The following is a 1914-nucleotide window of genomic DNA, read 5'->3' as shown; positions in this document are numbered from 1 at the left end:
GGTTACGGCCAGGGCGATCGCCTCGATGGTTTGTTCGGTGGCGCGCAGGTCTCGCTGTGGAACACGGGTTTGTCGCTGCTTGCAGAAGACGATTCGAAGACGCCCTATGCCGGCGTGCGCTATCAGTCTCCGCGGATTAGCTGGCTAGCCGATGCGAATGTGATTGGTACGTTCACGCGTTCGATTCGCTCGACGGATGGTGTGTCGCCGCGCACGTCGTTCTCAGTGGGCATTCAGATTCCGCTGGGCAAACGCTTTAGCAGTGCGCGTTGTGCAGACGGTTTGTGCGCGGGCCCGCAAGTGCCGGTCGCGCAGACTGCGGACGCCGACGATGACGGTCCGATTCGCCTCGCGAGCCTGCAACCGGTGGACATGCGTGCCGCTACCGCTAACACCAACCCGCTGGCCGCAGCGCCGATTACGTATGTGCCGCCGCTGCAGTCGTATGCGTCTGTGATGTTGAGTGATGTGACGGCGGCCAAATCGTCGGATGCGCAATCACCCACCATTCCGGAAGCGCTGGACACCTCCGCGCTTGACGAAATCGCCGCGCAACTCTTTGCAGCCGGCCTCGAGCGTGTGCGTGTCGGGATGAGCGGTCGCGATCTGGTGGTTGAGTACGAGAACCACCGATACAACCAGAACGAAGCCGACGCGCTCGGCATCGTGCTTGGGGTGGCGAGTGTGAATGCACCGCACGGCACGGACAAGGTTCATGTGGTGATCAAGAAGGCCAATGAGCCGTTAGGCGAAGTCATTGTCGATCGCGATGCGTTTGCGCAGTTCGTTGCGGGTGGTGCGCCGACGGCTGCAAGCGCGTCAATGACGATGCGTACCCGTCCGACTTACGACGCGGATTCGATCGCATGGCATGGCAACGAGCACACCCATGGGCTGACGCGGATTCAGATCGAACCAATCGTCAGTTACCTGTACGGCACTGAGTACGGCAACTTCGACATTTCTCTCGGCGCCAACATTGAAGGGTTTGTGCCGTTGTGGCGCGGTGCTGAGTTGTACGCGAGTTATATCGCGCCGATCTACAACACGAAGAACATGGACGAAGGTCGCGTGTTTAGCAATTACCGCTTGCGTGGCGGCCTGAATGCGGTCGCATTGGCACAAAGCTTCTGGATCGTGCCGCAAGTGTTCAACGTGGCGTCGGTCGGTAAGTTCGATTACTCGTATGTCGGCGTGCAAAACGAAACAACGGTGTTTGTGCCGGGCCGCCCCGATCTGATTCGCTTGCGGCTTGCCTATTTGCATCATGAGCCGGGCCATGACGAATTGCCGAGTGAGAAGAATGCCGAGCTGACTTACCGCTGGGTGCAGCCGTCCTGGAAGTTGTGGATCGAAGCGGGCGTGGCGCGCTTTGTGGGGGGAGACAAGGGACCGGTCGCGACGCTGACGCGCTGGTTTGACGACGTTTCAGTGAGCGTGCACGGCGAGCATAGCGGGCAGGGCACGTTTGTGGGCGCCGCAATCAGCTTCCCGCTGACGTTGCGTCAGGGGATGAAGCCGGGCATCAGTCAGGTGTACGGCTCTGAAGAGTTCGGACTTGATTTCCGCACGCGAGTGGGATCGACGAATTACCTGTCGGCCAATGCAGCGGAGAACATGACCTTCCCGTATAGCACGCAGCAGTACTTGCTGAATCAAGGCCGCTTTAGCGGTGAGTACTTCTCGACTCAGCTCTACCGGATGCGTGATGCGTATCTGCGTTACGGGCGGCCGGGTAGTGACGAAACGAAGCCGAAGCCGCAAGTGAGTGTGCCTGCTGTAACGACGGGCGCGGTGCTTTCACATGGCGTCTGCGGAAACGGTTTGCAGGGTGTAAGCGACGGACGGGCACTGGTGCCGGTCAATTGTGAATGACTTTCTTTGGAGATAGGCGATGAAGCTTCTAAACGGCGC

Annotated in this window: 1 protein-coding gene; it reads left to right on the top strand. The window is 59.6% G+C overall.

Annotation, left to right across the window (positions count from 1 at the left end; genetic code table 11):
* Nucleotides 1-1875 (top strand): YjbH domain-containing protein (locus BM438_RS44495; RefSeq protein ID WP_093647937.1); only part of this gene is annotated, 1875 nt, incomplete at its 5' end.
* Nucleotides 1876-1914 lie beyond the last annotated feature (39 nt).

It is taken from the genome of Paraburkholderia aspalathi, from assembly GCF_900116445.1.
Classification (GTDB): Bacteria; Pseudomonadota; Gammaproteobacteria; order Burkholderiales; family Burkholderiaceae; genus Paraburkholderia; species Paraburkholderia aspalathi.
This window is presented reverse-complemented; position numbering and strand designations above follow the sequence as displayed.